22 protein-coding genes are annotated in these 24,876 nt (G+C 70.4%); 10 read left to right on the top strand and 12 right to left on the bottom strand.

All coding sequences use genetic code 11. The features are described from left to right. The first annotated feature begins 72 nt into the window (after nt 1–72). Nucleotides 73–558 (top strand): glutathione peroxidase, encoded by a 486-nt coding sequence (locus tag ACSDR0_RS19385; protein WP_435290238.1) that lies wholly within the window; start codon nt 73–75, stop codon nt 556–558. On the opposite strand, the gene ACSDR0_RS19380 is transcribed toward ACSDR0_RS19385, so the two are convergent. Next, nucleotides 530–1,528, bottom strand: a complete 999-nt coding sequence (locus ACSDR0_RS19380) for a LacI family DNA-binding transcriptional regulator (RefSeq protein ID WP_435290237.1) — start codon at nt 1,526–1,528, stop codon at nt 530–532. The genes ACSDR0_RS19385 and ACSDR0_RS19380 overlap by 29 nt on opposite strands. A gap of 177 nt (nt 1,529–1,705) precedes the next feature. Here ACSDR0_RS19380 and ACSDR0_RS19375 point away from each other — a divergent pair, with 177 nt between their 5' ends. Further along, on the top strand, nt 1,706–2,926 hold the full coding sequence (locus tag ACSDR0_RS19375; RefSeq protein ID WP_435290236.1) for an ABC transporter ATP-binding protein: 1,221 nt from the start codon (nt 1,706–1,708) through the stop codon (nt 2,924–2,926). Nucleotides 2,927–3,139: 213 nt separating this feature from the next. Here ACSDR0_RS19375 and ACSDR0_RS19370 read toward each other — a convergent pair whose 3' ends face one another. From ACSDR0_RS19370 to ACSDR0_RS19360, 3 genes are all read right to left on the bottom strand, one after another. Next, a complete protein-coding gene (locus ACSDR0_RS19370; RefSeq protein WP_435290235.1) occupies nt 3,140–3,892 on the bottom strand; it encodes an SDR family NAD(P)-dependent oxidoreductase in 753 nt (250 codons plus the stop codon). 184 nt (nt 3,893–4,076) lie between these two features. Further along, nucleotides 4,077–4,271: a helix-turn-helix transcriptional regulator gene (locus ACSDR0_RS19365; RefSeq protein ID WP_435290234.1), complete on the bottom strand. Its 195-nt coding sequence runs from the start codon at nt 4,269–4,271 to the stop codon at nt 4,077–4,079. Then, nucleotides 4,268–4,687, bottom strand: coding sequence for a hypothetical protein (locus ACSDR0_RS19360; RefSeq protein WP_435290233.1), 420 nt, complete (start codon nt 4,685–4,687; stop codon nt 4,268–4,270). Before ACSDR0_RS19360 ends, ACSDR0_RS19365 begins: the two co-directional genes overlap by 4 nt. Nucleotides 4,688–5,430: 743 nt before the next feature. On the opposite strand from ACSDR0_RS19360, the gene ACSDR0_RS19355 reads away from it, so the two are divergent. The 4 genes from ACSDR0_RS19355 to ACSDR0_RS19340 all read left to right on the top strand — a co-directional run bounded on the left by ACSDR0_RS19355 (nt 5,431) and on the right by ACSDR0_RS19340 (nt 10,415). Next, entirely contained in the window at nt 5,431–6,633 is a 1,203-nt protein-coding gene (locus ACSDR0_RS19355; protein WP_435290232.1) for a PQQ-dependent sugar dehydrogenase, read from the top strand. Between the two features lie 228 nt (nt 6,634–6,861). Next, nucleotides 6,862–7,770 carry a hypothetical protein gene (locus ACSDR0_RS19350; RefSeq protein WP_435290231.1) on the top strand — a complete coding sequence of 303 codons (909 nt, stop codon included), beginning with the start codon at nt 6,862–6,864 and terminating at the stop codon, nt 7,768–7,770. Between the two features lie 49 nt (nt 7,771–7,819). After that, entirely contained in the window at nt 7,820–9,583 is a 1,764-nt protein-coding gene (locus tag ACSDR0_RS19345) for a DUF4012 domain-containing protein (RefSeq protein ID WP_435290230.1), read from the top strand. A gap of 109 nt (nt 9,584–9,692) precedes the next feature. Next, nucleotides 9,693–10,415: a hypothetical protein gene (locus ACSDR0_RS19340; protein ID WP_435290229.1), complete on the top strand. Its 723-nt coding sequence runs from the start codon at nt 9,693–9,695 to the stop codon at nt 10,413–10,415. Here the strand turns inward: ACSDR0_RS19340 and ACSDR0_RS19335 are convergent. The 7 genes from ACSDR0_RS19335 to asnB form a co-directional block, all read right to left on the bottom strand. Then, on the bottom strand, nt 10,393–11,763 hold the full coding sequence (locus tag ACSDR0_RS19335; protein WP_435290228.1) for a polysaccharide biosynthesis tyrosine autokinase: 1,371 nt from the start codon (nt 11,761–11,763) through the stop codon (nt 10,393–10,395). The two genes, ACSDR0_RS19340 and ACSDR0_RS19335, sit on opposite strands and share 23 nt — an antisense overlap. 4 nt (nt 11,764–11,767) lie before the next feature. Beyond that, nucleotides 11,768–12,805: a glycosyltransferase family 4 protein gene (locus tag ACSDR0_RS19330; RefSeq protein WP_435290227.1), complete on the bottom strand. Its 1,038-nt coding sequence runs from the start codon at nt 12,803–12,805 to the stop codon at nt 11,768–11,770. Further along, nucleotides 12,802–13,791: an NAD-dependent epimerase/dehydratase family protein gene (locus ACSDR0_RS19325; RefSeq protein ID WP_435290226.1), complete on the bottom strand. Its 990-nt coding sequence runs from the start codon at nt 13,789–13,791 to the stop codon at nt 12,802–12,804. The genes ACSDR0_RS19330 and ACSDR0_RS19325 overlap by 4 nt, the downstream gene beginning before the upstream one ends. A gap of 55 nt (nt 13,792–13,846) precedes the next feature. Next, nucleotides 13,847–14,812 (bottom strand): NAD-dependent epimerase/dehydratase family protein, encoded by a 966-nt coding sequence (locus tag ACSDR0_RS19320; protein ID WP_435290225.1) that lies wholly within the window; start codon nt 14,810–14,812, stop codon nt 13,847–13,849. Then, the gene (locus ACSDR0_RS19315) at nt 14,809–15,963 is read right to left on the bottom strand and encodes a glycosyltransferase family 4 protein (protein WP_435290224.1); all 1,155 of its coding nucleotides are present in this window, start codon (nt 15,961–15,963) and stop codon (nt 14,809–14,811) included. Before ACSDR0_RS19315 ends, ACSDR0_RS19320 begins: the two co-directional genes overlap by 4 nt. Before the next feature lie 204 nt (nt 15,964–16,167). After that, nucleotides 16,168–17,508: a lipopolysaccharide biosynthesis protein gene (locus ACSDR0_RS19310; protein WP_435290223.1), complete on the bottom strand. Its 1,341-nt coding sequence runs from the start codon at nt 17,506–17,508 to the stop codon at nt 16,168–16,170. Next, complete coding sequence (gene asnB / locus ACSDR0_RS19305; protein ID WP_435290222.1) at nt 17,493–19,406, bottom strand: asparagine synthase (glutamine-hydrolyzing); 1,914 nt, start codon at nt 19,404–19,406, stop codon at nt 17,493–17,495. Before asnB ends, ACSDR0_RS19310 begins: the two co-directional genes overlap by 16 nt. Before the next feature lie 396 nt (nt 19,407–19,802). Between asnB and ACSDR0_RS19300 the strand changes: the two genes are divergently transcribed. The 3 genes from ACSDR0_RS19300 to ACSDR0_RS19290 are packed head-to-tail and all read left to right on the top strand — an operon-like array spanning nt 19,803 to nt 23,241. Next, nucleotides 19,803–20,786 carry a methyltransferase domain-containing protein gene (locus ACSDR0_RS19300; protein ID WP_435290221.1) on the top strand — a complete coding sequence of 328 codons (984 nt, stop codon included), beginning with the start codon at nt 19,803–19,805 and terminating at the stop codon, nt 20,784–20,786. Nucleotides 20,787–20,816: 30 nt separating this feature from the next. Beyond that, a complete protein-coding gene (locus ACSDR0_RS19295; protein ID WP_435290220.1) occupies nt 20,817–22,076 on the top strand; it encodes a hypothetical protein in 1,260 nt (419 codons plus the stop codon). A gap of 31 nt (nt 22,077–22,107) precedes the next feature. Then, on the top strand, nt 22,108–23,241 hold the full coding sequence (locus ACSDR0_RS19290) for a glycosyltransferase (protein WP_435290219.1): 1,134 nt from the start codon (nt 22,108–22,110) through the stop codon (nt 23,239–23,241). Between the two features lie 212 nt (nt 23,242–23,453). Here the strand turns inward: ACSDR0_RS19290 and ACSDR0_RS19285 are convergent, their stop codons facing one another. After that, on the bottom strand, nt 23,454–24,323 hold the full coding sequence (locus ACSDR0_RS19285; RefSeq protein ID WP_435290218.1) for a sulfotransferase family protein: 870 nt from the start codon (nt 24,321–24,323) through the stop codon (nt 23,454–23,456). A gap of 358 nt (nt 24,324–24,681) precedes the next feature. Between ACSDR0_RS19285 and ACSDR0_RS19280 the strand changes: the two genes are divergently transcribed. Beyond that, on the top strand, nt 24,682–24,855 hold the full coding sequence (locus ACSDR0_RS19280; RefSeq protein WP_435290217.1) for a hypothetical protein: 174 nt from the start codon (nt 24,682–24,684) through the stop codon (nt 24,853–24,855). The last annotated feature ends 21 nt before the right edge of the window (nt 24,856–24,876 follow it).

Below are 24,876 nucleotides of genomic sequence, written 5' to 3'. Positions count from 1 at the left end.
GTGGCGTCAGTCACATTTCACTTTATGGACGGCATAACTCTCGAATGTGACAAGGGGATTAGGGTGCGGATCATGGGAATCCGTGATACCGCCATCCGTACCCTTGCCGACACGCCCACGACTCTGGCCGAGCTGGCCGGAGACAGGGCCGTCCTCATCGTGAACGTCGCCTCCAGATGCGGCCTCACCCCCCAGTACGCGGGTCTCGTCGACCTCCAGCGCACCTACGGCGACCGGGGCTTCACCGTCGTCGGGGTGCCATGCAACCAGTTCTACGGCCAGGAGCCGGGCAGCGCCGAGGAGATCCAGGAGTTCTGCTCCACCACCTACGGCGTCGACTTCCCGCTGCTGGCCAAGACCGAGGTCAACGGCGACGACAGGCATCCCCTCTACGACGCGCTGACCGGCACCCCCGACGCCGAGGGCGAGGCCGGTGACGTCAAGTGGAACTTCGAGAAGTTCCTCGTCTCCCGGGACGGGGAGGTTCTGGCCAGGTTCCGGCCGAACGTGCAGCCCGGCGACCCCGCCGTCATCGAGGCGATCGAGAAGTCCCTCTAGCCGCGCAGCTGCCCCTGACGATCAGCTCGGTGGGCAGCAGCACGCCCCGCGGCCTTCTGGCGCCGCCGCGCAGCACCAGCTCGGCGGCGCGGTAGCCGATGTCCCTGGCGGGCTGTGCGATCACCGTCAGCGGCGGTGAGCACAGCTCCGCCCAGGGCACGTCGTCGAACATGATCAGGGACAGGTCCCTGGGGATGCGCAGGTCCAGCTCCCTCGACGCCAGCACCGCCGCCTCGCCCAGCAGGTTGCCCCCGGCCAGCACGGCGGTCAGGTCGGGCCGGTGCTGGAAGAGCCCGGCCGCCGCGGCGTACGCGGAGTCGCGGCTGCCCCGGGCGACGACGATCAGCTCCTCGTCGACGAGGGGCCCCAGCGCCTGCCTGAAGACCGACAGGCGCTGCTCCTGCCCCGGGCCGCCCAGGTAGGCGATGCGCCGGTGTCCCAGCCCCGTCAGGTAGTCGACCGCGGTCCTGACCCCCGCGCGGTCGTCGGCCACCACCGCCGGGATGTCGTCGCGCCCGGCCGAGAGCCGGTGCGCGAACACCGTGATCACCCCGGCCCGCAGGGTCGGTGCCCAGCTGTCGCCGTCGCCGGAGGGGATCGCGATCACCCGGTCCACGCCCTGCTCCAGCAGCATGCCGATCAGCTCGGCCTCGCGCTCCGGATCGTCGCCGGTCGCGCCCACGATCACCGGCTCGCCCGCCGAGCGCGCGCAGGCGAGCACGCCGTCGGCCACACGGCCGTAGAAGGTGTCGGTGATGTCGGGCAGCAGCAGCCCGATCCCGCCCGAGCGCCGCTGGCGCAGGTTGCGCCCGAGAGCGCTGGGCCGGTAGTCGAGCTGGGCGGCGACGGTCAGCACCCGCTCCCTGGTCTCCGGGCTGGCCGACCCGCCGGACAGAACCCGGGACACCGTGGCGACCCCCACCCCGGCTGCCCCGGCGACGTCCTTGATCGTCGTACGACGCATGTTCATGGAAACGATTCCATCATGTTTTCCGTGCTCGATCCAGGGCGGAGCGACAATGACTGTCCTGCTGACAGGCCAGAACCGGGCAACCTCTTGACACGCATGTCCGTTTCCGATGAGATGCATGAAAACGTATCCAATATCGGGTGAACGCGGGGTTGGCCCGAGGCGACAAGGACTTCCATGGCATCCATCGTTCTCAGCAAAGTCGACAAGATCTACGCGGGCGGCGTCAAAGCCGTGAACGGCCTCGACCTTGAGATCAAGGACGGGGAGTTCATGGTTCTGGTGGGTCCGTCCGGATGTGGCAAGTCCACCGCCCTGCGGATGATCGCCGGGCTCGAGGACATCAGCGGCGGCGAGATCGCCATCGGCGACCGGGTGGTCAACCACCTGCCCCCGAAGGACCGTGACATCGCCATGGTCTTCCAGAACTACGCGCTCTACCCGCACATGACCGTCGAGGAGAACCTCGCCTTCGGTCTGAAGCTCCGCAAGATGCCCAAGGCGGAGATCGCCAAGCGCGTCGGCGAGGCCGCCAAGATGCTCGGCCTCGACCAGTACCTCAAGCGCAAGCCCGCCGCCCTCTCCGGCGGCCAGCGCCAGCGTGTCGCCATGGGCCGCGCCATCGTGCGCGAGCCGCAGGCCTTCCTCATGGACGAGCCGCTGTCCAACCTGGACGCCAAGCTCCGCGTCTCCATGCGGGCCTCCCTCAACACCCTGCACGAGCGCCTGGGCGTGACGACCGTCTACGTCACCCACGACCAGGTCGAGGCCATGACCCTCGGCGACCGCGTCTGCGTGCTGCGCGACGGCCTGCTCCAGCAGGTCGACACCCCGCAGAACCTCTTCGACAAGCCGGTCAACCTGTTCGTCGCGGGCTTCATGGGCTCCCCGTCGATGAACTTCGTCAACGCCGAGCTGGTGCGCGGCGAGGGCGGCGCGGCCGTCGCCTTCGCGGGCTTCAAGCTGCCGGTGCCGACCGAGACCTTCACCGAGAAGAGCGGCCTGGACCAGTACATCGGCAAGAAGATCATCCTGGGCATCCGCCCCTCCGACTTCGACGACTCGATCGCCGCCAACGGCTCGTCCTCCGGCTGGGTCCGCCTGCCGGTGCGCGCCGAGGTCACCGAGGAGCTGGGCTCCGAGATCAACGTGCTGTTCCTGATCGACGCCCCGCCGGTCCAGCACCAGGACACCGTGGCCGCCGCCGCCGACGACGGCGAGGAGGACGCGACGCTGCCGCTGGTGGGCGACAAGTCACTGTGGACCGCCCGCGTCAACTCCCGCAGCCACGTCCGTCCCGGTCAGAACATCGAGCTGATCGTCGACACCCACAACCTGCACTTCTTCGACCCGGTCTCGGGCCTGGCGATCGGCCACGAGGCCAACACCCGCGTCTGATCCGCCGGGCGGGCCGCGAGGCCCGTCCTCGACCACCACCGCAGGCCGGAAGGGCCCGCGCCACGACCCCCTCCCGTGGCGCGGGCCCTTTCCGTCGTCTCCGGCCCTCTTCCGGCCGCCTCCCTCGGGTGGCCTCCCGCCGCTTTTCCCCGGCTGTTTTCCGCCCCCGCGTTTTCGTGTTCTCCCCGCCGGGTTTCCGCCGGAGGCTTCCCCTCAGCGGCGGGCGAGGCGTCGCGAGAATTGGCCGATGAAGCGCAGGGGGAGCAGCCTGCCGACCCTGACGATGACCTTGTAGCGCAGGTCGGGAATGCTCACCCGCACGCCTCGGACCAGATCGCGCATGGCCTCGCGGACGACGTTGTCGGCCGACAGCCAGAAGAACTCGGGAATTCCCGACTTGTCCATTGCGGCGCGCTCGTGGAACTCGGTGTGCACGAACCCCGGGCACAGGGCCATGACCCGCACCCGGCTCCCGGCCATCTCCATGGCCGTGGACTCGCTGAAGCTGACCACCCACGCCTTGGACGCGCTGTAGGAGCCCCGGGTGAAGAACGCCGCCACCGACGCCACGTTGATCACCGCGCCCCGGTCGCGGTCCCTCATCCCCGGCAGCGCGGCCAGCGTCAGCCGCAGCACCGCCTCGCAGTGCAGTTTGAGCATCCGCAGCTCCTCCTCGGCGGGCACGTCGAGGAAGTGGCCCCGGTGGCCGAAACCCGCGTTGTTGACCAGCAGGTCGACTCCCTCGCGGAGCCGCCGCTCCACCGCCTCCAAGCCCTCGTCGGTCACCAGGTCGGCGGCGAGCACCTCGCTGCTCGCCCCGTAGCGCAGGCGTAGCTCCTCGGCGACGGAGACGAGACGCTTCTCGTCGCGGGCGACCAGGACGAGTGAGAATCCGTCGGCGGCCAGGCGGCGGGCGAAGGCGGCACCGATGCCGGCCGTCGCCCCCGTGATCAGTGCGGTTGGCATGCCTGCAGTCTAGGGACGACACGGCCGGGCCGGGGTCGGCGGGCGGGCCCGCGGCCGGCGACGAACGCTCCGACGACGATGACGTCGCGGCCGGCATCGGTGCCCCCGATTCCGAAACCGTCAAGCGCGGCACGGTTCGCGACCATGTCCCTGGCCGGCTCGTGCGGGTCGCATCCGAGGCGCTTCACTGATCGTCGAAGAAGAGCTCTTCGATCCTCAGGTCGAACAGCCTGGCGAGACGGAAGGCGACCGGAAGGCTCGGGTCGAACTTCCCCGTTTCGATCGCGTTGATCGCCTGCCTCGACACGCCGACACGTTGAGCCAGGTCGGCCTGTGTCCAGGCGCATTCGGCCCGAAGGTCCTTGATGCGGTTCCTCATCGGTACCTGAGCTTGCCGACGAGGATGGTGATCATGTAGACGACCCCCAGGAGCACGGGGAAGACCGCGATGTCGACGTCGTAGGCGACGAGGCCGGCGGCGTCCGCGACGACGTAGGCGAACGCGCTAACCCATCCCACGCCGAGGGCGACCGCCAGCGCATCCTGAATGATCTTCCGTTGAAACTCGTCCTGTCCTCGGAGAAAGCGCGCGAAGGCGACGATCCATCCGACGCCGACGGCAAAGTTGACGGCGACCGCGACCCAGCTCGCCGCCGGTTGCCGTGAATCCCACAGGAGTCCGGGACCGAATTTGGCCAGGGCGAGGGTCGCCGCCCAGGCGAGTGTCCAGAGTACGAGTCGAACGGCCGTCTTGATCGAGACCCGATAGGCCCCGGTCTCGTCGTGTGCTTGCACGAGTCACCCTTTCCGTGGCGAGAAGTCAAGTACACCTGACACGGTAAGAGGTACCCGCCGTGATGTCAAGTACACCTGACATCGGCCGGGCCGCCCCCGGTCCGGGCGGCACGGGACTGCCGTTGGCTCCACCTGACACCGTGCGCCCGCAACACCTCGGGCCGAAGGCTTTTTCGCGTCGTGCCCCCGCAGGCTCAGCTCTCCTGGAGTGAGGACTCGACGCTCCTGCTGGATGTCAGTACCGGCTCGCGGGCCGACACCGCACCAGATCCCGCAGGCGGATGGACGGTGCACCAGCACGGGCCGATCAAGCTGTGGGACGAAGTCGAAGATGCCATCTTGACCTGGCAGGGCGCCGGACGCCCACACCAGTCCGGGTTCGGGCTTACCGTCACGAAGGAGCGCCAGCACGTTTGGCTCGGTGACCCCGTTGGGCCGAGCTGGGACCTCCCGGCGTAGGCGATCGCGCGACGTAAAGCCTCCAGCTCCGGCTGGGGGCTTTCGCCGTCTCAAGTCATCGTGAACGTGGACGGCATCCACAAGCACCGTGATCTCGCCGGCCAGGCTCGCCACCCGGCGGACAAGCCGGGGGAGGAGACCGGAGAGAATGGGCGTACGCGGCAGGGGGCGTGCGGGAATCGCCCGGCGCGGCCGGAACCTTCGCGGCGGCGGGCGCGTACACATGATCATCCAAGCAGGCGACGAACATCTAAGCAGGCGACGAACACAGGAGGCTGAGAACCGTGCCGATCTCCCGCCGGACAGGATTGGGCCTGGCCCTGCTGAGCGCGGCGCTGGTCGCCTGCTCCTCCACCGAGACCCCCGGGTCCGCCGACTCCGGACCCGGCCCTTCCGCTCCCGCCGCCACGGCCTCGCCGGCGGAACCCACGGGAAAGGCGGGCGCGGACGCCGCCCCGAGGGTCCGCTTCACCGAGTTCGCCCAGCTCGACATGCCGGTGGCGATGGCCCTGCGCAAGGACGATCCGACGCTCTACATCGCCGAGCAGACGGGACGGCTGCGCGCCGTGACGGGCGGGAAGGTCGCCGAGGCGCCCGTCGTCGACCTCTCCCAGGAGATCAGCAGGGGCAACGAGCAGGGACTGCTCGGGGTGGCCTTCCACCCGGACGGGAACTTCCTCTATCTCAACTGGACCGACCGCGAAGGGCACACCCACGTCACCGAATGGGCCTTCTCCGGCGGCAGGGCGACCGGCCGCAGGGACGTGCTGACCCAGCGGCAGCCGTACGCCAACCACAACGGCGGGCAGCTCGCCTTCGGGCCCGACGGCCATCTCTACATCGCCCTCGGCGATGGAGGCAGCGGGGGAGACCCGCAGGGCAACGGCCAGAACCTGGGCACCTGGCTCGGCAAGATCCTCAGGATCGACCCGCGCGGCACCCCGTACAAGGTCCCCCGCGACAACCCGTTCGTCGGCAGGCAGGGCGCCAGGCCGGAGATCTGGTCGTACGGCCTGCGCAACCCCTGGCGGTTCACCTTCGACGCGAAGACCGGCGACATGTGGATCGGAGACGTCGGCCAGAACGCCTGGGAGGAGGTCGACTTCGAGCCGAAGGGCGAGGGGGGCCGCAACTACGGCTGGAACCTGAGGGAGGGGAGCCACCCCTTCAAGGGCGACGGCGGCGACGGCGGCGACGGCGGCGACACGGTGGACCCGATCATCGAGTATCCCCTGGGCGAGGGCGGCAACTGCTCGGTCATCGCCGGATACGTCTACCGGGGCAAGCGGATCCCCGGCCTGGAGGGACGGTTCGTCTACGGCGACTTCTGCGCGGGCTGGGTCAAGGCCGCGCCTCCCGGCGGGGCGGGGCGGGGCGACGACCTCGGCACGGTGGAGCAGTTGTCGTCCTTCGGTCAGGACCATGACGGTGAGTTGTACGCGCTCAGCCTGTCGGGGCCCGTCTACCGGGTCGAGGCCGCGCCGTGACCCCTTTCCTCCACGTTGGCGCAGCCGGTCGAGTCCCAATATCTGGAGAATGATTGACGATCGTTCGGTAAGGGAGGGAACGGCCTGCGGGTTATTGCGAGACGGGCGAATATAACAGGCTCTGGGGACATGTCGCTTCTGTTTCAGCGTCTTGTTCTGTGGCCTGAACCATCGCTATGGGAGCCCTAAATGGCTAGAAAATACATGATGTGTTTCCTACTCGCGGTAATGACCGGGAGCGGCCCGGTACTCGGTCTCGCGGGGGCGGCGACTGCGGAGAGCGGTCTTCCGCCGCTGAAGGCCGTCCAGGGCGCGCCCTACCCGCCGTACATCATTCTCCTCAACGCGGCGGAGGACATCGCCGACGAGGCCGACGCGATCGCCAGGCGGGCGGACGACCTCGCCGGGCAGGCGGCGGATGTCGCCGAGTTTTGCGCGGAGGCTCGGGGGGAGACCTGCATTGAGATCAACAACAGGAACGACAACCGCAACGAGCTGAGGAACATCGACAGGGACAGGATAGGCGGGGTCGTCATCGAGCCCACCTCCACCGCTCTGCGGGTCAACCCGGCCGCCGCGAGGCTTGCCCATGGTGCCGTGGCGAGCGGAGCCGTCTCCGGGAGTACCGACACGGCCGGACTCATCACCGCCGAGGCCAGGCGCATCGTCGCCGAGGCCAGGCGCATCGCCCCGGAGGCCGGGCGCATCGCCGGTGAGGCGGAGGGCATCGTCGGCCTCGCCGCGGGAGTCAACCCCAAGGCCGAGCAGGTGGCCTCCGGAGCCGTGGGGAGGGCGGAGACCGCGAAGAAGAAGGCCTCCGACGCGGGGAGGATCGCCCTCCAGGTCGCCCGGACGCCCCTCGGGAAGAATGCCCGGATGCCCCTCGGGGAGAATGCCCGGATGCCCCTTGGGGAGAATGTCGTCGAGGACGACGACTGCAGGGGCGGTGACTGCGGGAACGAGTCCGTCGGCCACGACTGCGGTGACGGGGGACGTCCGTGCGAGGCCGGCGGGGAGAGTCTCCCGTTCACGGGAGTGCCCGCGACGGCGTCCGCCGGGCTGGGAGCCGGCCTGCTGGTCGCGGGAGCCGGTGTGCTGTGGCTGGTGCGGCGCCGCCGATCCACCGGTGCGAAATAGGCGATGGGGAGGGAGAACCCGCCGTGACGCCGGGCCGTCCCTTCCGCCGGTGCGAAACGGACCATCCGGATGGAGGGCCCGCCGGATCGTCCTGTCGGCTTCGGCCGCCCTGGTGATCGCCGGAGCCTGGGAAGCCCACCTGGGCCTGCGAGTGCGTGACCATCTGGTGGCGGCCGGAGGCGCGCTGACGCGGCTGGGCTCGCTGGTGAGCGCAGGGACCCCCGCCCAGGTGGCGGAGGCGCTCGCGGACGCCCGGTCGCACGCGGTCGAGGCGCGGCGGCTAACTGAGGGACCCGGCTGGTGGGTGATCTCCCACCTCCCGTTCGCGGGCGATGCCGCGACGACCGTGCGTGGCCTCGCCTGGACCGCCGACGAGCTGACCGGCGTGCTCACCGACGTGCAGGGGGCGGCCACGCCGTTCATGATGGCCGCCTCCCCCTCCCGAGGCGCCGTGAGGGGGCGACTGGCCGCCCTTGACGCCGCGGCACCGGTCTTGGCGAGCGCGGTCACCCGCCTCGCGCGGGCGGACTCACTTCTGCGTGCCACCCCGGCCGACAGCGGGCTGGACACGCTCGACGAGGCGAGGGACACCGCGCTGGGCGAGATGACCCGGCTGCGCGACCTGCTGGGCACCGCCGCCGACGCCGCCGCGCTCCTGCCCCCGATGTTCGGCGGCGACGGTCCCCGCCGCTACTTCCTGGCCTTCCAGAACAACGCCGAGGCGAGAGGCACCGGGGGCCTCGTGGGCGCCTTCGGCATCCTGAAGGCCGACCGGGGCCGAATCGCCGTCGAGCGGCTGTCCGCCGACACTGGTCTGTTCACGAGCCCCGTCCCCGTCGCCGACCACGGCCGGGACTTCCTCAGGCGCTACGGGCCGGGGGCGACCAGAATGCTGTCCGTCTCCAACCTCTCCCCGCACTTTCCGTACGCCGCCGCCACCTGGACCCGGTTGTGGGAGAGGCGGGCCGGCACGCGGCTCGACGGCGCCGTGGCCACCGACCCGGCCGGGCTGGCCCACCTGTTGCGGCTGATCGGCCCGGTCACCCTTCCCGGCGGGGAGAAGGTGACCTCGGCGAACATCGTCGATCTCACCGAGCGGGCGGCCTACGCCCGTTACCGCGATCCGGTGGCGCGCAAGCGGTTCCTCATCGAGGTCGCCGGCGCCGTCGGGGAGGCGCTGCCCGGGTCCTTCGCCGACCCCGCCAGGCTGCTGCCCGTACTGGGCCGCATGGTCGGCGAGCGGCGGATCCAGGTCTGGAGCCGTCACGAGGCCGAGCAGCGGCTCCTGACCCGCGCCCCGATCGGCGGCGTGCTGCCCTCGCGGCCGGGACCGTTCGCGGGGCTGGTGGTCAACAACTCGGCCGGAGGCAAGCTCGACTACTACCTGGAGCGTTCCCTGGCCTACGAGCTGGGCGCCTGCCGGGATGGCCTGCGCCCCTCGACCGTGCGGATCCGGCTCGTCAACGACGTCCCGGCGGAGGCCCTGCCCTCCTACGTCACCGGCCGGCTCGACCTGCCCCGACGGTGGCACGTTCCCGGGTCCAACCTGCTGTGGGTGTCGCTGTACGGCGGGCTCGGCGGGCGGATGACCGCGGCCAGGCTGGACGGGGAGCGGGCGGCCGTCGTCAGGGGGACGGAGCGCTCCCACCCCGTCTACTCGGTCATGCTGGAACTCGCTCCCGGGCAGTCGAGGTCCCTGGAGTTCGACTTCGTCGAACCCGCCTCGGACGCGGCGCCGCTGGTCCCCGTGCAGCCACTTGTCCGGCCCCAGCGGACCCACGTCACCGAGGACCCGCGCGGTTGCGCCCCCTGATGGGAACAGATGTCTTCCGCCGCACGATCTATCGTGTGCGTCGGTATGAAAGGGCAAAGAGCGGTGTGCCGCGGGCGATGGCGTACAGGAGCCGATCTACCCTCTCGGGATGAGAGCCTCACCGGAGAACGCCGGGATCGCGCGGAGCTCCACAACCGGAGGAGACTCCGGTGTCACCGGGGACGGGGAGATCGCCCCGGCCGGGCACGAGGGCTGCGGGCGGCGCTGCTGGCGGGATGTCCAGGAGGCGTGGGAGCCGGCCGGTGCCCGCTTTCGCATCCTCTTCGTGTGCACCGGCAACGTCTGCCGCTCCCCGCTGGCCGAGCGGCTGACCCGCTCGGCCCTCGGGCCGTGCCCGGCGGTCCAGGTGGTCAGCGCGGGCACACACGCCCAGCCCGGGCTGGAGATGACCGGGCACGCCCGGCGGACGCTGGTCCGGCTTGGCGGAGACCCCACGGACTTCGGCTCCCGCCTCCTCGTCCCCGAGCTGGTGGCCGACGCGGATCTCGTGCTCACGGCCACCCGCGGGCACCGCGCGGAATCGGTGGCCATGCACCTCGCGGCGGTCACGCGGACCTTCACCATCGCCGAGTTCGGCACGCTGGTGCGGGCCGTGCCGCCGGAGGAGATCACCCGTCACCGGGATCCCGTGCGGCGGGCCCGCGCGCTGGTCGACGAGGCGCGGGCGCTGCGCGGGCTGGTCCGGGTCGACCGGTTCGACATCGCCGATCCGTACGGGCGCTCCCTGCTGGCCTACCGGGCGGCGGGACGGGGCATCGCGAGGTCGCTCGCCGTCCCGCTCCGGCTGCTCACACACTCACCGGCTTCTTGACCTCGGACTCGTAGCCGTACCCGTTGTTGTAGCCGTAGTACGTGCCGCTACCGGCCGGGACGAAGTTCAGGACGGTTCCCACCACGCGGGCGTTGATCGACGCCAGCAGTTCCGAGGCGCGGGCCATGTGCTCCCGGCGGGTCTTGCCGTACCGGGCGACGAGCAGCGCGCCGTCGCAGAGCGCGGTGACCGTCGCCGCGTCGGTGACGGGCAGCAGCGGCGGCGCGTCGATGATCACCATGTCGTACGTCCCGGTGAGCTGGGCGAGAACCTGACGCATCCCGTTCGAGCCGAGCAGCTCACTCGGGTTCGGCGGGATCTGGCCGCTCGGCAGGACGGACAGGCCGGCATCGCCCCAGACCTGGATGACCTCGTTCAGGCGCGCCCTGTCGATCAGCGCGTCCGTCAGGCCCGTCCCCCCCTCGATGCCGAGGTAGCGGGGAATGCTGGGGCGGCGCAGGTCGCCGTCCACCAGGATGACCCGCCAGCCCGCCTGGGCCAGCGTGATCGCGAGGTTGGCGGAGGTCGAGGACTTGCCCTCGCCCGGCAGGCAGCTGGTGACCACGAGCGACTTCGGCTGCCGGTCGACGCCGATGAACTGCAGGTTGGTCCGGAGCGCGCGGAACGCCTCGGATCGGGACGACCGGCCACGATTGCGCAGGATCAGGGGGTAGTGCCGCGCGTCCCGCTCGTAGCCGATGACCCCGAGGACCGAGCTGCCCGACGCCTCCCGCAGCGCCTCGGAGGAGGTGAGGGTCGTGTCCAGACGGTCACGGAGGATGATCACGGCCATGGCGGCGAGCAGCGCGATCAGCACGGCGATCACCAGGTTGACCACTGGCCTGGGGCTGACCGGTTCCCGGGGGACGTCCGCCTCGTCCACTATCGTGATCTTGACGGTGGGGCGGCTGCCCGGAGTGGGCCGCTCGATCTGGTCGATCAGCTTCGAGAAGCGGTCTCCCAGGGCGTTGGCCAGCATGGAGGCCCGCGCGGGGTCGGTGTCGGTGACCGTGGCACGCAGGAGCACGGTGCTGGGGACGGCCTCGGCGCTGATGTTCCCCTGGAGACGCGGGATGTCCTCGCCCTCGACGATCTGGCCGACCACCCGGCGGCTGGACAGCAGGTTGGCGTAGGACTGCACCCGCTGGGCCGACAGCATGCCCGCCTGGTAGGCGGTGGAGAGGCTGCCCTCCCTGTCGTGGCCCGATACCAGCATGGAGATCGTCGAGACGTATTTCGGCGGCGTGTTCGCCGTGACGGCGAGCGCCGCACCCACCGCCAGGATCAATGAGAGGAGGATGATCAGCCAGTTCCTGCGCGCCAGCCGTGCGTAGTAGAGCAGATCCACGGGATCAACGCCGCCTTTCGTGAGTTTTCTGAGGGATCTGGGGGGGCTGGGCCGGCTGGTGGGCGTTCGCGTCCCGCAGCAGGCTGACAAAAGCGACGGCGATCGCGCCCGCCACGACCATCGCGACGAGTGGTGACAGCAGGCCCAGGACCGTCGCCAGGCAGAGGGCGCCGGTGATCGCCGTGATCGCGCCCAGCGTCGTGGCGACCGTACGGGTTCCCATGCCCATACGGCGCAGCCGGTGCGACACGTGGTCGGTACCGCCCTGCAACGGTGGGCGGTTCGCCAGCATGCGGGAGAGGAGGACCACGCAGGTGTCGACGGTCGCCATGAACATCGGCAGGAACAGTCCGGCGATCGTCGCGTCCGGGGGCCGTCCCATGACCAGGACGGTCGCCGAGCAGGCCATCGTGAATCCAAGGAACAGCGACCCGGAGTCCCCCATGAACATTCTCGCGGGCGCCCAGTTGTGCGGCAGGAAGCCCAGGCACGCGCAGGTGAGCGCGCACAGGAGCACCGCGAGCGAGATGTGGCCCTGGAGCAGGGCCGTGGCCGCGAGGAGACCGGCGGCCACGGCGGTGACGGTTCCCAGCGCGCCGTCCATGTTGTCCAGCAGGTTGAAGGAGTTCGTCATCACGATGATCCACACCACGGTGAGGGTGCCGTCCAGCCACGTCCCGGTCACGGTCGCCTGGACGCCGGAGAGCACCACCCCGATCGCCACAGCGGTCTCCACGATCAACCTGGTGGCCGCCGGCAGGGGGGCGATGTCGTCGATCAGGCCGAGGACGGACACCGTGGTGGCGGCGAGGAGGATCGCGATGATCTGCAGATCGGCGAGGCCGAGCGCGACCACGGTGGGCACGACCGTGCCCACCGTGATCGCGATACCTCCGAGGTACGGGGTCGGGCGGACGTGGGCCTTATGCCCGCCGGGGCGGTCGGTGAGATCCCATCGCAGCGCCAGGCGCCTCAGCGGCACGGCGGCCGTCACGCTGAGCAGGCAGGCCGTTCCCGCGGTGAGGGCGATCGTCCCGCTCACCGGGGGAACGCCGCCGGATCGCCGGAGGCCTCCCTGATGATCTCGGTGAGGATGTTGTCGAGAGAGCGCCGCGGAGCCCAGCCGGTGAGCGCGCGGAGCTTCGCGGTGTCCGGAACCCTGCGGGTCATGTCCTCGAACCCCTGCTCGTAGGCCTGGGAGTAGGGGATGAGGTCGACCCCGGAGGTGGACCCGGTGAACTCGATGATGAGTTTCGCCAGTTCCATGATGCTCACCTCGTCGGTGGAGCCGATGTTGAAGGTCTCACCGACGGCCGCGTCCTCGTCGAGTAACCGGAGCAGCGCGTCGACGATGTCCGCGACGTGTGCGAAGCAGCGGGTCTGGGTCCCGTCGCCGAAGACCGTCAGGGGCGTGGCCGACAGGGCCTGCCGGACGAGGCTCGGGATGACCATGCCGTAGGTCGGGCTCTGCCGCGGGCCCACGGTGTTGAAGAGCCGGACGACGATCGTCGGCAGGTCGCGCTCCTTGTGGTAGGCGTTGGCGAGGATCTCGTCGACGGCCTTGGACGTGCTGTAGGCCCAGCGGACCACGGCGGGGCTGCCGAGGATGCGGTCGGCGTCCTCGCGCAGCGCGCCGGAGGAGTTCTTGCCGTAGATCTCGCTGGTGCTGGTGACCAGGATCTTCTTCCGGTACCGGTGCGCCGCCTCGATGACGATCTCCGAACCCCGGATGTTGGTCGTCAGGGACCGCAACGGCTGCTCGACGATCAGCTTGACGCCGACCGCGGCCGCCATGTGGACGACGACGTCGCACCGGTGGACCAACTCGTCGACCATGAGTTCGTCCAGGACCGAACCGTGCACGAAACGCAGGCCCGGGTGGGGGCGCAGGTTCTCCAGCCGTCCCGTCGAAAGGTTGTCCAGGGCGATGACGGAGTCACCGCGCGCGAGCAGCGCGTCGGCCAGATGCGATCCGATGAATCCGCTACCGCCCGTTATTAGATATTTAGTGCTAGATGTTGTGCTCACGGGGTTTCCTCATCACGTGCTTGAAGACAGATCTCTGGCGGGACGAAGCGGTGGATCACGTGTAGCTGCCGGCCTTCGCCTCGACGCCCGGGACCTGCGTTCTCTCGAACCAGGCCACCGTCGCGCGGAGCCCGTCCTCGAGCGGAACGGGACACACGCCGGGGAACAGTTCGCGCAGCAGATGGGGAGAGGCCTGGGATTGCCGGATGTCGCCCTGTCGTGGCGGCAGGCAGGTCTCCTCGACGGGGCGGCCGATGATCTCGGCGAGGACGCCCATCAGGTGCCGGAGGGAGACGAGGGTCCCGAACGCCAGGTTCACCGGCTTCGTGCTGGTCATCCGGCGCGCGGCCGCGTCGGCGAGGACCTGGGTCACCGAGTCCACGTAGGTGAAGTCCCGCGACTGGAGGCCGTCGCCGTGCAGCGGAACCGGCTCGCCCCGCAGCGCCGCGGAGACGAACGCCGGGATCACGGCCGCGTACGCGTGCCCGGCGCTCTGCAGAGGGCCGTAGACGTTGAAGAAGCGGAACGGCAGGACCGGCAGGCCGTAACTGTGCGCGTAGGCCAGCGCGTACGCCTCCGCGGCGAGCTTGCCGGCCCCGTACGGACTGAGCGGCCTGGTGGGCAGGTCCTCGTGCTTGTGGGGTTCGGGACGGTCGCCGTACACCGACGAGGAGGAGGCGAGGATCACGTGCGGCCGGCTCGCGCGGCACGCCTCCAGCACGTTCAGGGTGCCGGTCGCGTTGGCGGCGTGCGAGGCCAGCGGGTCGGCCAGGGAGCGGGGCACCGACGGCCGGGCGGCGAGGTGGATCACATGCGTGACACCGGCCACCAGGTCCGTCAGCAGGTCTCGGTCCAGAATGCTGCCCATCACCACCGTCGCCTCGACGCCGTCGAGGTTGGCGAGGTCCCCGCTGCTCAGGTCGTCCAGCACCGTGATGTTCCCGACGTCGGGCCTGGCCGCCAGCGTCCGGCAGGTGTGCGCGCCGATGAAGCCGGCGCCGCCTGTCACCAGCACTCTCATCGGCCGTTCCCCCGCGCGAGCAGGTGCCGGCCGCGCGTCTCGCACAGCGACCGGTAGAGGTCCTCGGTGTCCGAGACGAGACGGTCCAGGTTGAACGCGTACGTCGTCCAGTCGCGGGCCGCGCCGCCCATCCGGCGGGCGAGGCCGGGATCGGACAGCAGGCGGACGGTGTGCGCCGCCAGCTCGTCCGGGTCGGTGCCCGACAGCAGGCCGGTGTGCCCGTCCCTGACGACCTCGGAGACGCTTCCCACCAGGGTGGAGACCACCGGGGTGCCCGCCATGCCCGCCTCGACGAGCGTGAGCGGGGTGCCCTCGTTGTCCGAGGTGAGCAGGACCACGTCGGCGGCGGCGTAGACCGTCTCCACGTCCCCGCGCCAGCCGAGCAGGTGGAAGGAGTCGCGGACGGTCTCGGCGTCCCGTTCGACCTGGCGCCCGAGCTCGCCGCCGCCGCACATGACGAAGTGGCAGCCGGGGATGCGGCCGAGCACGGCGTGGGCCACGGCGACGAACCGGTCGGGCCTCTTCACCTGGGTGAGGCGACCCACGTACGCCACCACTGGCGCGTCCTGCGGCAGGCCCAGCGCCGCGCGGGCCGCGCCGCGATCGGGGACGGGTCCCGCCCGGACCCCGGGCGGGATGACGACGTACTGCTCGGGACGGCCGATCCCCGCCTGGAGTAACTCGTCCCGCACCTGAGAGCCCACCGTCACCAGCCGGTCGGACACGTGGGCGAGCAGCCGTTCGGTCCTGACGTAGAGGTGGCGTTTGGCCGGGGAGAAGTATCCGTACAGGAGGTGGCCGTGGAACACGTGTATCCGGGCCGAGCCGACGCCCGACAGGCAGGCGGCCACGCGTCCGAGCGCGCCCGCCTTGGCGGTCCTGGTGTGGACGATGTGCGGGCGGAACCCGCGCATCGCCCTGGTCAGCCCGGACAGGGCGCGGTAGTCGTCGGCCGGCTTGACCGAACGGCCGAGCCCCGGAATCCGGTGGACCTCCACCGCGGAGTTCCGGAGATGGAGATGGTCGCCCTCGCCGCCCTCGACATGGCCCGTGTAGAGGCGGTGGTCGAACTCCTCGTGGTTCAGCCTCTCGCACAGTCCCATGACCTGGGTGGCCGGTCCGCCGACATTCATGCGTGCGATGATCTCCATGACACGAATCCGACCGTCCGGCTTCATTACGGGCTCCTCGGTGATGGGCCTGTTCACTTCGGAGAAACTAACCCCCTTTTGATTGCGTTCATCGGCACCGTCACGTCGACGGCGGGATATTTTCCCTTCCCCCTACCTGAACATGATCTAAGCCGTTCGCAGCTGTGTCCCCTCCTCCTTCGGGTCTCGCGGCGAAAGCGATCATTACCGGGCGTGCGGGTCCGTCCCGCGGGCCCGCGTCGCCGGAGTCGGAGTCGGGCGGCTCGCGTCGAAGAGCGCCGACACCACGGAACGCAGGTCGGAGAGCCGTGGCAGCAACTCCCGCGCCTCGGTCGAGGTCCTCCTGGCGAACCACGCGATCTCGGCCGCGGCCATGGCCGTGTAGGCGGTGCTCGCGGCGAGGGCGGCACCGGTGGCCCCCCAGCGGGGGATGAGCAGGGCGTTCAGGGCTAGGTTCGCGGCGAGGGCGCCGGAGGCGACGGCGGTCATGGTCATCGGGCGGCCCAGCCGTACCAGGTACTGCTCGACCGGCCGGAGCAGCGACAGGGCGACGATGCCGGGGGCCAGGAGGAGTATCGGCGTCACGCTGCCGGCGAACGCGGGGCCGTAGAGCAGGGGGACGAGCACGGGTGAGGCGGCCGACAGCGCGCACACGAAGACGGACGACAGCAGCAGGTTGAGCCGCAGGACGCGGACGCTGACGGCCCTGGCGTCGCGCTCGTCCTCGACCGCCTGGCGGGGGAGCGCGACCTGCGTCACCGCGTCGGCGGGGATCCGCGAGAAGGTCAGGAACGCCGTCCCGACGGTGTACAGGCCCACCTCGGCGGGGGAGACGAGGGCGCCCAGCAGGAAGATGTCGGCGGTCAGCAGGAGATGGAACGCCGCCAGCCCGACGTGGTACCGGCACGACAGGGTGAGCTGGCGGCGGGCGAGCGCCGGCTCCACGCGCATGGAGCGCAGGCCGAGCGACTGCAGGAGCAGCCAGAAGGGCACGCTCACGGCGGCCGTCCAGCATACGATCACCGCGGTGACGGTGAGGTGCCCCGTCGCCGCGAGTGCCAGGATCGGCAGGTTCAGCACGAGCGCGGACGCGACGACCCCCCGGTTGACCAGGTCGTTGCGAGACCGCAGCTGCGCGATCCCGTTCAGGTTCACCGCCGCGACGCCGAACGGCACCGCGAGCAGGGCGATGAGGAGCAGGCCGGGCTCGGGAAGGGGGACGAACGACGGCACGACCGCCAGGGTGACCAGGGTGGACACGAGCCCGAGACCCAGCCCGAGCAGCAGGCCGTTGCCCACCAGGGCGCGGTGCCGCGCGGGGTCTCGCCACAGCGCGATCTGCGACCTCCCGATCGACAGGCTGCCCATGATGACCGCGACCCCGCCGGTGGTCGCGATCATCGCGTAGATCCCCCGCCCCTCGGGCTGGAGGGTGCGCGCTATGAGGACGCCCGTGATCGCCGCCAGCGTCAGCCGCAGCACGTGGCTGGCCATCGTCTGGACGGTCCTGGTCAGGGCCGCGCTCGCGTTCAGGGCCCTGGGCATCCGATCTCCGCCATGACGGAGGAGCCGCCGGGGACCGCGTGCGCCCGGTGCCAGAGCTCGAACTGCAGCAGCGCCCACAGCCGGTCGCCGTGGTCGGCTCCCTCGTGGTGCCGCCGGAGCAGGTCCCGCACCACCGACACCTGGAACAGGTCCCGCTCCCGGGCGGTGCCGTCGGTGAGCACGTCGTGGGCGAGGTCTCGCAGCTCCCCCCGGAGCCAGGAGGCGAGCGGCACGCCGAACCCCCGCTTGGGAAGGTGCCGCAGCCGTTCGGGCAGCCAGGGGGCGACCGCCCGCCTGAGCAGGACCTTGGTCCGCCGGTCGCGGACCTTGAGCGGGTCGGGGAGCCCCGCGGCCCACTCCATCAGCCGGTGGTCCAGGAACGGCGAGCGGGCCTCCACGGAGTTGGCCATCGTCGTGATGTCGGCCTTGACCAGCAGGTCGTACGGTAGGTAGGTGACGGTGTCGACGTCCAGGACACGGCCGAGGGTCGTCGTCGCCGAGGAGTCACCGAAGCTCTCGTCGAACAGCCCGTGACTGTCCACTCCCGCCAGCCGTTCGCGGAACGCGGGGCTGTAGAGCTCGGACTTCTGCTCGGGGGTGAAGCAGGACATCAGATCGGCGTAGCGCCGTGACGGCCGCTCCGCGGCGAAGCGCATCAGGCGGCCGACCCGGCGGGTCCGCGACCCGTACCCGCTCCGCTCGGTGAGCAGGGTGCCGGTGCGGGCGAACACCGACGCGAGGGCGCCCGGCATGGCCGGGATCCCGTCGGCCCGGTTCATCAGGGTGTAGCGCTGGTAGCCGCCGAAACACTCGTCCCCGCCGTCGCCGTTGAGCACGACGGTGACGTGCCGCCGGCTCAGCCGCGCGACGTAGAAGGCGGGGATGGCCGAGGAGTCGGCGAACGGCTCGTCGAAGTGCCAGGCGAGGCGGGGCAGGACGTCGAGGACGCCGGTCCCCACGACGAGCTCGTGGTGGTCGGTGGAGTAGCGCTCGGCGACCTGCCGCGCCTCGGAACGCTCGTCGTAGCGACCGTTGTCGAAACCGATGCAGAACGTCTTGACCCGGTCGGGGCTCTGCATCGCCATCGCCGCCACCACGGCGGACGAGTCGATCCCCCCGGAGAGGAACGCGCCGACGGGCCGCTCGCTCACCATGCGCACGCGGGTCGCCTCCAGGATCAGCTCGCGCAGGCGTTCCTCCTCCTGCCGCTCGTCCGTCACGACCCGTGGGGTGCGGTCCAGCCGCCAGTAGCGGTGCACGGTGATCCGTCCCCGCTCCCAGACCAGCACGTGGCCGGGGGGCAGCTTGTGCACGCCCTGGTAGATCGATCCCGGCGCGGGGACGTAACGGTAGGTGAGGTAGTGGTGCAGCGCCACGGGGTCGAGGTCGCGGCGCATGCCGGGATCCTGGGCGAGGGACTTCAGCTCCGAGCCGAACCGGATCGAGGTGTGGTCGGACCACCAGTACAGGGGCTTCTTCCCGACCCGGTCGCGGGCCAGGACCAGCCGTTTCCGGTCGCGGTCCCAGACGGCGAAGGCGAACATCCCCCGCAGCCGCGGGGCCAGATCGGCGCCGTACTCCTCGTAGAGGTGGACGAGACACTCCGAGTCGCCCGTGGACCGCAGGCGATGGCCCCGGCGCGCCAGGTCCTCCCGCAGCGCGGGGAAGTTGTAGATCTCACCGTTGAAGACCGCCGTGACCCGCCCGTTCTCACTGTAGACGGGCTGGTCACCGGTCGCCACATCGATGATCGCCAGCCTGCGCGCGCCGAGCGACGCGTGTTCGTCGTCGTGGAAACCGGCGCCGTCCGGCCCCCGGTGCGCGATCACGTCGCACATGCGGCGGACGAGTTCGGGGTCGGGGTGCGATGTCGACGCCATTCCGGCTATCCCGCACATCGGGTCCTCCACTGCTCGGTGACGCCGGTCGAGGTGTTCCCGGGCCTTTCGAGCCTCGGGCCCTCGCGGAGGGTCCGGCGTCCGGCTCCCCGCCGTTACTGTGATCTTGCTGAGAGTAACCGAAACGGGCCGTCCACGCCCAGACGGCGCGGAGGGTGTGTCGCGGGAAGTTCCAACCACGGGTAAGGATCACGAAGATCGTTGCTCGCCGGGCAGGTGCCGGGCGTCTTTGGCGGGCCCCGGCGTGCGAGCTTGTGAACGGACGTGGCGGCCGGCGCGACCGCGTGCTCGTCGCGGGCGGCGCCCGACGGGCGTGCCGCCCGACCGGTGGCGGGCGCGGGGATCCGGGCCGCGGCGTCGCGACCCTTCCATCCCTCTCGCTGAACGGGTAGTCGGATGACCTTTGCGGAAGACATGACGGCGGACACCGGCGCCGGGATCTCCGGGCACCCACCGCTGTGCTGCATCCGGTGCCGCGGTGAGCTCCACGACGAGGCGGAACCGCGGTGCGCCGGGTGCGGGGCGAGCTATCCCGTCGACGACGGGATCCCGCGCTTCGTTCCCCGGGACAACTACGCGGAGGGGTTCGGCTTCCAGTGGAACAGGCACCGGCTGACGCAGCTCGACTCCCATACCGGCATGCCGATCTCCCGTGAACGGCTGATGACCGGGAGCGGCTGGTCCGGCGAGGAGCTGCGGGGCAGGACCGTGCTCGAATGCGGCAGCGGAGCGGGGCGGTTCACCGAGGTGCTGTGCGAGACGGGCGCCCTGGTGACCTCGTTCGACATCTCGGACGCGGTCCACGCCAACGCGGCCTCCAACGGGAGTTTTCCCAACCTGAGACTCATCCAGGCCAACGTCTACGATCTGCCGTTGCCCGAGGAGTCCTTCGACTTCGTGCTCTGCCTCGGGGTCATCCAGCACACCCCCGACGTGGAGCGGACGTTCACCTCGCTGCTGCGCCACCTGAGACCGGAGGGCCGGTTCTGCGTCGACGTCTACGCCGCGATGGTCGCCTATCCCCATCTGCGGCAGCTGATCCGCCCGTTCACCAGGCGGATGCCTCCCGCCAGGCTCTACTCGTTCCTGGAGAGGGCGGTGCCGCGGATGCTGCCGCTGTCCATGGCGCTCAGCGCCGTACCGGGTGTCGGGCAGGGGCTCGCGCGGCTGGTGCCGGTGGCCAACCACCGGCACCTGGGCCTGCGGGACAGGCAGACGATGCTGAGCTGGTCGGTGCTAGACACCTTCGACTGGCTGTCACCCCGATACGAGAAACCCCAGTCCCGGCGGCAGATCAGGCGCTGGACGGAGAACCTGGCCCTGCGCGAGGTCTCGATCCGGCGGCGGCGCGGGATGTACGTGATCCGCGGCGTCAAGTGACCGGCCGGGCCATTGTCTAAGGTGATTTGATTGACGGAGTACTTCCTCGTCGCCTTCATGGCGGCCCTTCTCGTCCCCCTCGCCTACGCGGGGCTGGGAGCGGGGCAGGGGCACCGGGCGCTTCCGGTGCTGCTCGCCGCCTTCGCCGCCCGCCTGGCCGTGCACCTTCTGGTGATGCGGCCCGGCCTCATCGAGTACGGCGGTGACAACCGCCAATATCTGGCCAACGCCGTGCAGGTCGCCGAGTACTGGAGGCAGGGGGGCTTCCGGTTCGTCACCTCCGACCAGATCGCCGCCGTCTACTCCATGGAGGTGCCGTGCAACCTCTTCGGAGTCGTCGTCTACCTGTGCGGCGGACCGGCCGCGCTCGCCTGCACGGCGGTGCTGGCGACCCTGGCCTGCGGGCTCGCCGTCATCATGTACAGGTTCGCGCGGCTCGTCGGGGCCGGTGAGCGGGCCGCCTTCCGGCTGCTCGTCGTGGTCGCCTTCCTCCCGGCCCTGCTGCTTCACACCTCCGACACGTTCAAGGACGGCATCAACGCCTTCCTGGTCGTCACCTGTCTGTGGCTGGCGGTCTCGAACGTCCGGCGTTTCGACGTGCGCAAGCTGGTCCTGGTGGCCCCGCTGCTGTGGGCGCTCTGGCACGTGCGGCCGTACATGGTGGTCATGTGCGCGCTGCCGCTGCTGTTCGGGCTCTCCCCGGTGAAGCGGAAGCTTTCCATCCACTCCATGGTGGTCTCGACGCTGATGCTCGCCCCCCTCCTGGTGTTCCTCGCGCAGTTGGACGGCGGTGCGGCCTTCACGGTTCTCCAGGAGCAGATGGAACAGGGCCAGTCCCAGCTGGTGCGCAAGTCCAACGCCGAGGGCGGCTCCGGCGTGATGTTCGAGGACGGCGGCGAGGTGTGGGGCGCGTTCGCGCCGAAGCTGCTCTACACACTCCTGGCGCCGTTTCCCTGGATGGGGGGCAGCCTGGCGCTGCAGCTCGGGAAGCTGGACACGCTCCTGTGGTACCTCCTGCTCTACAGCGCGCTGCGCGGGGCCCGCGTCATGTGGGGCCGGGATCGGACGATGCTATTCGTCCTGGTGCTGTTCATCGTGCCGGGCACGATCGCCTACGCGACGACCATGGCGAACATCGGCCTGATCTTCCGCCAGCGAATGCCGATCATGCTGATCGTGAGCCTGCTGTCCGCGGTCGCGTGGACCAAGACCGAACGTCGCAGCAGACCCCGGCGCCCCGTACGGGGCCGAGCGCCGGAGCTCACCGCCGTCCCGGGAACCGCACGGTGAACGGCGGTCCCGGCCAGGCAGGAAGGATGCGATGAGGGATATTCGCGTGTGCGAGGTCGTCAAGACCCTCGACGTCGGAGGAGCCGAGGTGCTTCTCGTCGAGAGGCTGCGACGCGCTCCCCGGCTGAACAAGGAGTACACGGTCGTGTGCCTGCAGGCCTCGACCGGCGAGCTCGTGGAACGGCTGCGGGCCTCGGGGATCGAGGTCGTCGACCTCGGCCCGCGCCCGCGTCCGCTGGCCTACGCCCACCTGGTCGGGACGATCCGCCGGCTCGCCCCCGACGTGCTCAACGCGCACTCGCCGACACCGGCCGCCGTGCTCTGGCTGTCGGCCGGGCTCGCCTTCCGCAGGCCGGCCCTCGTCTCGACGGTCCACTACTGCCGCCGTCCGACCACCGCCAGGTTCCGCCGACTGACGGAGACGATCAGTATGCTCGTCGACCGCGTCACCCGCGGACTCGACGACCGGACGGTCGCGGTCTCCTCGCAGGTGGCCAGGTCGCCCTCCGTGCGGGGGGCGCGTCACCTGCTGACCCGGGCGCACGGCGTGGACGTCACCGAGCAGCGCTCCTGGGCGATGCGCGCCGGGGCCGTCAGACACAGGTTCGACGTGCCGGAGGAGGCGTTCCTGGTGGTCTGCGTCGCCAACTTCCGGCCGGAGAAGAACCACGCGCTACTGGTCCGGGCCGCCGACGAGGTCCTGCGGGCGCGCGAGGACGCGCTCTTCCTGCTGGCCGGGGACGGGCCGCTGCGGGAGGAGGTCGTCCGCGAGGTGCGGCGGCGCGGCCTGCTGGAGCGGGTGCGGGTGCTGGGACGGGTGAAGCAGGCGAGCAGGCTGGTGGCGGCGGCCGACCTGTTGGTCCTGAGCTCACACTACGAAGGGCTTCCCGTGGTCGTCATGGAGGCGCTCGCGGCCGGGGTGCCGGTGGTCTCCACCGAGGTGGGAGGGGTGCCGGAGCTGATCTCCTCGGGATGGAACGGGATCCTGACCGAGCCGGGGTCACCTGACGCCCTGGCCGCGGGCATCCTCAAGGCGATGGAACCGGCGATGCACCGCCGGCTGCGGTCGGGAGCCGCCTCCAGCGCGGAGGGCGTGGAGATGGCGGGTACGGCCGAATGGTTCGAACACCTCTACGAGGAACTGGCGGCGGAACGACGTACGTGACGGACCCGCGGGACGTCCCCGGACGCACGGCGGGAGCGGAGGCAGCGGGGCCGCGGGGACGGGACCAGGGGTGGGACCGGGACGGGGAGGCCCGGGGAAGGCCCGGGGACGGGGAGGCGGGGAGCGGGACCGGCCACGGCCACGGGGAGGCGGATGAGGAGGGCGTACCCGCCCCGGCTCCGGTCACGGGGATCCGCCGCCGTCCCCGGCTGTCAGACGCGGTATCCGAGGTCGGCGAGGTGGCGGGCGAGAGAACGGTCGAGCAACGCGACCTGCCCGGGGGTGAGATCCCGCCGGAAGGCCTCGGAGCGGGCGGAGGAGAACGTGCGGCGCGCGAAGCTCCGCTCGAACCCGGTGGTCCACGCAAGCCCCAGGAACTCAAGGATCGTGTCCGTCTGCTTGCGCGGGTCGGCGAGCAGGTCCTCGTAGCGCACCTGCAGCCACAGCTCCGGCGGAAGTGCCGCGCGCGCCACCTCGGTGGCGTCCATGAGCCGTTTCCAGCCGATCCCCGCGAGATGGACCTGCGAGCGGCCCGCCTCGTCCCACTCCTCGGCGTACGGCTCGGGCAGCGGGCCGAAGTGCCACCCCGGCGCCCCGAGGTGCCCGCGCCACCACGGCATCTGCAGCCACGAGTTGGCCACCGCGCGCCCGTCGCGCACGATGTGCACGAAGCGCGCCTCGGGGAACACCTCGTGCAGGAACGCCGTGCGAGGCCATCCGGTGAACTTGTGCAGGTAGTGCCCGGCCCGCTGGGTGGCGGCCCGGGTCTCGAAGAAGGTCCTCAGCCGCCGCGTCAGCCAGGGGGTGACGTCGGCGGCCGAGAGGTCCTGGAAGGAGTCGACGATCAGTGGCGAGACCTCGCGCCTCAGGGCGCGGTGGGCCTCGCAGGGCCGCAACCGCTTCCCCGGGAAACCGGCCGGCGTGCGCCGATAGATATGTCCGCTGACGCGTTTCGCCGAATCCGGGGTCCGGGGGAACCTGTCATCCAGATTGGTGACGAATCCCACCTCGGGGTGCTGGGTCAGCACCTCGTAGAGAAGCGTGGAACCGCATCGACCGCTGCCGACGATGAAACCGAGCATATGGATTCCCCGTTCCGGGTGGTCTGGAAATAAGGATCCGGTCCATTGGAGCATGGCCGGATATTCGACGGTAACGCATCTGCCTGAGTTGTTGATGGATGTCGTCTTCGCAGGTCAGATGTCGTCACGGCGGAGCCGTTTGCCTCGGCGGGAATAAACGACCGGCAAAATATTGCCGGGCGCGGGCGCACCGCTCAGGCTGGATCGCTCATGTCGTCAGACTTACCCGTATGACCAAGCATGCGCCCAATCGTGATTCCACCCTGAGTTCATTCGGAAACATCACGGACGACGAGACGGTGGAATTCACATATCAAACGGGTCATCTCTCTCAAAGTCCGAAATCATTGCTTTCCGTGTGCGGAGGTGGGCGCCCGCGGCGTTCGCGGCCGCCGTCGTCGTGGCCGCGCTCATCGCGCTCGGGATCGCCACCGCCTGCCTTTTTTTCGCGCAGTTCGTCCTGTTCGGCGGCGCGAGGCAGGCGACGACCGTCGACCCCCTCTCGCTCATGCGCAGAACCTGGGGGAGCTGACCGGCCTGGGGGAGCGCACCG

The sequence above is a fragment of the Streptosporangium sp. G11 genome (assembly GCF_051192615.1).
Classification (GTDB): Bacteria; Actinomycetota; Actinomycetes; order Streptosporangiales; family Streptosporangiaceae; genus Streptosporangium.
Note: the sequence above shows the minus strand (reverse complement) of the source record. Positions and strands in the feature narration are given on the sequence as shown.

What these genes read in the sequence shown, in the direction of transcription:
- ACSDR0_RS19385 (WP_435290238.1), top strand. Translation starts at nt 73, where the DNA reads ATGGGAATCCGTGATACCGCCATCCGTACCCTTGCCGACACGCCCACG.
- ACSDR0_RS19380 (WP_435290237.1), bottom strand. Translation starts at nt 1,528, where the DNA reads ATGAACATGCGTCGTACGACGATCAAGGACGTCGCCGGGGCAGCCGGG.
- ACSDR0_RS19375 (WP_435290236.1), top strand. Translation starts at nt 1,706, where the DNA reads ATGGCATCCATCGTTCTCAGCAAAGTCGACAAGATCTACGCGGGCGGC.
- ACSDR0_RS19370 (WP_435290235.1), bottom strand. Translation starts at nt 3,892, where the DNA reads ATGCCAACCGCACTGATCACGGGGGCGACGGCCGGCATCGGTGCCGCC.
- ACSDR0_RS19365 (WP_435290234.1), bottom strand. Translation starts at nt 4,271, where the DNA reads ATGAGGAACCGCATCAAGGACCTTCGGGCCGAATGCGCCTGGACACAG.
- ACSDR0_RS19350 (WP_435290231.1), top strand. Translation starts at nt 6,862, where the DNA reads ATGACCGGGAGCGGCCCGGTACTCGGTCTCGCGGGGGCGGCGACTGCG.
- ACSDR0_RS19340 (WP_435290229.1), top strand. Translation starts at nt 9,693, where the DNA reads ATGAGAGCCTCACCGGAGAACGCCGGGATCGCGCGGAGCTCCACAACC.
- ACSDR0_RS19320 (WP_435290225.1), bottom strand. Translation starts at nt 14,812, where the DNA reads ATGAGAGTGCTGGTGACAGGCGGCGCCGGCTTCATCGGCGCGCACACC.
- ACSDR0_RS19315 (WP_435290224.1), bottom strand. Translation starts at nt 15,963, where the DNA reads ATGGAGATCATCGCACGCATGAATGTCGGCGGACCGGCCACCCAGGTC.
- ACSDR0_RS19310 (WP_435290223.1), bottom strand. Translation starts at nt 17,508, where the DNA reads ATGCCCAGGGCCCTGAACGCGAGCGCGGCCCTGACCAGGACCGTCCAG.
- asnB (WP_435290222.1), bottom strand. Translation starts at nt 19,406, where the DNA reads ATGTGCGGGATAGCCGGAATGGCGTCGACATCGCACCCCGACCCCGAA.
- ACSDR0_RS19300 (WP_435290221.1), top strand. Translation starts at nt 19,803, where the DNA reads ATGACCTTTGCGGAAGACATGACGGCGGACACCGGCGCCGGGATCTCC.
- ACSDR0_RS19290 (WP_435290219.1), top strand. Translation starts at nt 22,108, where the DNA reads ATGAGGGATATTCGCGTGTGCGAGGTCGTCAAGACCCTCGACGTCGGA.
- ACSDR0_RS19285 (WP_435290218.1), bottom strand. Translation starts at nt 24,323, where the DNA reads ATGCTCGGTTTCATCGTCGGCAGCGGTCGATGCGGTTCCACGCTTCTC.